General features: G+C 47.6%; 2 protein-coding genes and 1 pseudogene. All 3 read right to left on the bottom strand.

All coding sequences use genetic code 11. From position 1 onward, the window contains the following. Nucleotides 1-264: 264 nt before the first annotated feature. Nucleotides 265-1,104 carry a nitrate ABC transporter ATP-binding protein gene (locus PX484_RS09980; protein ID WP_002800908.1) on the bottom strand — a complete coding sequence of 280 codons (840 nt, stop codon included), beginning with the start codon at nt 1,102-1,104 and terminating at the stop codon, nt 265-267. 79 nt (nt 1,105-1,183) lie between these two features. Then, nucleotides 1,184-3,202 carry an ABC transporter ATP-binding/substrate-binding protein gene (locus tag PX484_RS09975; RefSeq protein ID WP_287767717.1) on the bottom strand — a complete coding sequence of 673 codons (2,019 nt, stop codon included), beginning with the start codon at nt 3,200-3,202 and terminating at the stop codon, nt 1,184-1,186. Between the two features lie 70 nt (nt 3,203-3,272). After that, nucleotides 3,273-3,408: pseudogene (locus tag PX484_RS09970) on the bottom strand (nitrate ABC transporter permease); the annotation flags it as partial.

The following is a 3,408-nucleotide window of genomic DNA, read 5'->3' as shown; positions in this document are numbered from 1 at the left end:
CTTGATCCCCCCTTAATAAGGGGGGTGCTGATCCCCCCTTGATCCCCCCTTAATAAGGGGGGTGCTGATCCCCCCTTGATCCCCCCTTAATAAGGGGGGTGCTGATCCCCCCTTGATCCCCCCTTAATAAGGGGGGTGTCTGACAATTTTTAAAATCTACCTACTTAGAAATAATCTTACTTGAAGAAGGCTTCCCTAAAAAAAAAATCTAGGTGCGATCGCTATTAAGTCAACCGCACCCCAAACTAATACAAATGCTCACATCTAGCTGACATCATCGTGAGCGAAACGATTATAGAGGAAGTCGAGGGCATAGTTACGCAGACGATAATATTCAGGGTCCTCCATAATTCTCTCCCGATCGCGGGGACGGGGGAAATGAATATTCATCACTTCGCCGATTTTCGCTTCCGGTCCATTGGTCATCATTACCAGCTTATCAGCGAGGAAAAGGGCCTCATCGATATCGTGGGTAATCATCAACACCGTACAGCGTTTATCTTGCCAGATTTTCAGCAATTCTTCCTGTAATTCCTCTTTGGTAATCGCATCCAACGCACCGAAAGGTTCATCGAGAATTAATACTTCCGGACGGATAGAAAGGGCCCGGGCGATCGAAACCCGTTGTTTCATCCCCCCGGAGATTTGGGGAGGGGTTTTGTCCATAGCTTCGGTTAAACCCACCATAGCTAAATGTTCCCGCACGATCGAGCGTTTTTGTGCCTCTGGAGCATTGGGAGACACCGCATCTACCGCGAGATAGACATTTTCAAAAACACTTAACCAAGGCAATAAAGCATAGTTTTGAAACACTACCATGCGATCGGGCCCGGGTTTAGTAATTTTCTTACCGTTAACTTTAACGATGCCATCAGTGGGAGAAGAAAAACCCGACACCATATTTAATAGGGTGGATTTACCGCAACCGGAGTGACCGATCACACAGATAAATTCACCTTCATTGATGCTGAGATTAACATCCTTGAGGACAGTGTAGGGGCCTCTAGGAGTGGGATAAACCTTAGAAACTCCTTCAATGGTGACAAAAGCTTCTTTACTGGGGGTCTGGGTTGCTCGGTTAACGGTGTCGGTGGTAGTGTACATGATTAGTCTTTGGGGGAAATTAGTTAATAGGAGCAATGGCCGGGGATAATTGGTTAGGAATTATCCCCTTAGTCGATTTTTAGGCAATTTTGCGAGATTCACTGGCACTAGGACGAGCATCAATAGCCACTTCGGCCATGGTGACGTTTTGTTTGATCTCTAAACTATTGAGATAACCGATCGGATCCTCGGCATCAAACTCGATACCATCGAATAAAAGGATCGGTGTGCGACGATATTTAATATCCCCTAGACCCAATTCCCGGGCTGCGGTACTAAAGACACCCACCCGACAGACTCGTTCGAGAATTTCTACCCAGTTACGCGGGAAAGGAATGTGGCCCCAGCGAGCCATTTGGGTCATCATCCAGAGGTGTTCGGTACGACTGGGACGATTTACCCCATCCCCATAGAACAGATGGTGTGCATATTCTTTCATCGGTCGATCGAGACTGCACGCATAGGAGTTGGGATCACCCAGTTGGATATAATCGATATTGGTACTAAGATACTGACGACTGGCGAGGATTTGACGAATTTCTTCCTGATTCCCTTCCTCGGCACAGTAGCGACAACCTTCCAGCAGTGCTTTAACTAAAGCGACGTGGGTATTAGGGTATTTATTGGCCCAATCTTCCCGAACTCCCAGGGCCTTACCCGGGTGGCCCTGCCAGATTTCTAAGTCGGTGGCGACGGTGTAACCGATACCTTCCATGGCGGACCTGAGATTCCAAGGTTCACCGACACAGTAACCGTCAATACTACCGGTTTTCAGGTCGGCTACCATTTGGGCCGGGGGAATAGTTTCGAGGTGAACATCTTTATCGGGGTCAATTCCCGCTGCCGCTAACCAGTAACGCAGGAGCAAATTGTGCATTGAGGAGGGGTGAACAATGCCAAAAATATGGCGCTGCTCCTTCGATTCCAATAGCATCTGTCTTAAGGCGTTACCGTCAATCACTCCCTCGTCATAGAAGCGTTTAGCGAGGGTGACACCGTTACCGTTACGAGTCATAGTCAGGGCGCTGACAATCGGCAAAGGTTGCTCCTGATAACCACCGACGGTTAACCAGGTGGGCATTCCCGAAGGCATTTGCGCCCCGTCGAGGAATCCCCCCGCGATCCCGTCCACAACGCCTCGCCAACTGGTTTCCCGGACCAAATTCACCTCATCTAGACCATGTTTAGTAAAGAATCCCTTTTCTTTGGCCACTGCTAGGGGCGCGCAAGCGGTGAGGGGAACAAAACCGATTTCTAGATTGACTTTTTCTAAACCGTGACGGGCAATTACTTCGACTTTGCGAGCGCGTAGTTTTTTGATCCGTTTTTGTTGGTTGAGGAAATAGATAATCTCACTCCGGAGACTGTAGTAACTGGGGTGTTCCACCACTTCCATGCGTTTGCGGGGACGGGGGATATCTACTTCCAAAATACCGCCAATTTTTGAGCCGGGACCGTTGGTGAGCATGACGATGCGATCGGATAATAGCACCGCTTCATCCACATCGTGCGTCACCATTACCGAGGTCATTTGGTATTCTTCGCACAGCTGCATTAACTGTTCCTGTAGATTACCTCTAGTCAGGGCATCTAACGCCCCAAAGGGTTCATCTAAAAGTAGGACTTTCGGACGAATGGCTAGGGCGCGAGCGATCGCTACCCGTTGTTTCATCCCCCCCGATAATTCGTTGGGACGTTTATCCACTGCATGACGAAGATTGACCAGATCGATATATTTTTCGACTTCGGCTTTTCTTTCTTCTTCTGATAGTTGGGTGAGAACTTGATCGACGGCCAGAGTGATATTTTCTTTGACGGTTAACCAGGGTAAAAGGGAATAGTTTTGGAAGACTACCATGCGATCAGGACCCGGTTTTTTAATGCTTTGACCTTGCAAAGTCACCACCCCTTCCGTGGGCAAATCTAAACCAGCGATCATGTTTAAGAGGGTAGATTTTCCACAACCAGAGTGACCGATAAGGGAGATAAATTCCCCTTTTTTTATCTGTAAATCGATACCTTTCAAGGCCACATATTCACCGCCACCACTGAGGGGGAATACTTTATCGATGTTATCGACAGCGACAAACAAACTCATAGTTTTTTTCTCCTTAAATTTCCTCAAGTTTCAGTTATTTAGAAATGGGGAAAGTTTCCCCATTGATTCCCTATTGACGAACGATTTGATTTTGCAACCAAGCCATAAAGCGATCGAGTAATAAACCCACACCACCGATATAAAACAGCGCGAGAATAATATCGCTGATGTAGTTATTTTGGTAGGCATCCCAGATAAAGAAACCG

The organism is Microcystis sp. M49636_WE2 (genome assembly GCF_030065375.1).
GTDB lineage: Bacteria > Cyanobacteriota > Cyanobacteriia > Cyanobacteriales > Microcystaceae > Microcystis > Microcystis aeruginosa_C.
This window is presented reverse-complemented; position numbering and strand designations above follow the sequence as displayed.

Coding starts and splice junctions, on each gene's coding strand:
- PX484_RS09975 (WP_287767717.1), bottom strand. CDS start 3,202: ATGAGTTTGTTTGTCGCTGTCGATAACATCGATAAAGTATTCCCCCTC.
- PX484_RS09980 (WP_002800908.1), bottom strand. CDS start 1,104: ATGTACACTACCACCGACACCGTTAACCGAGCAACCCAGACCCCCAGT.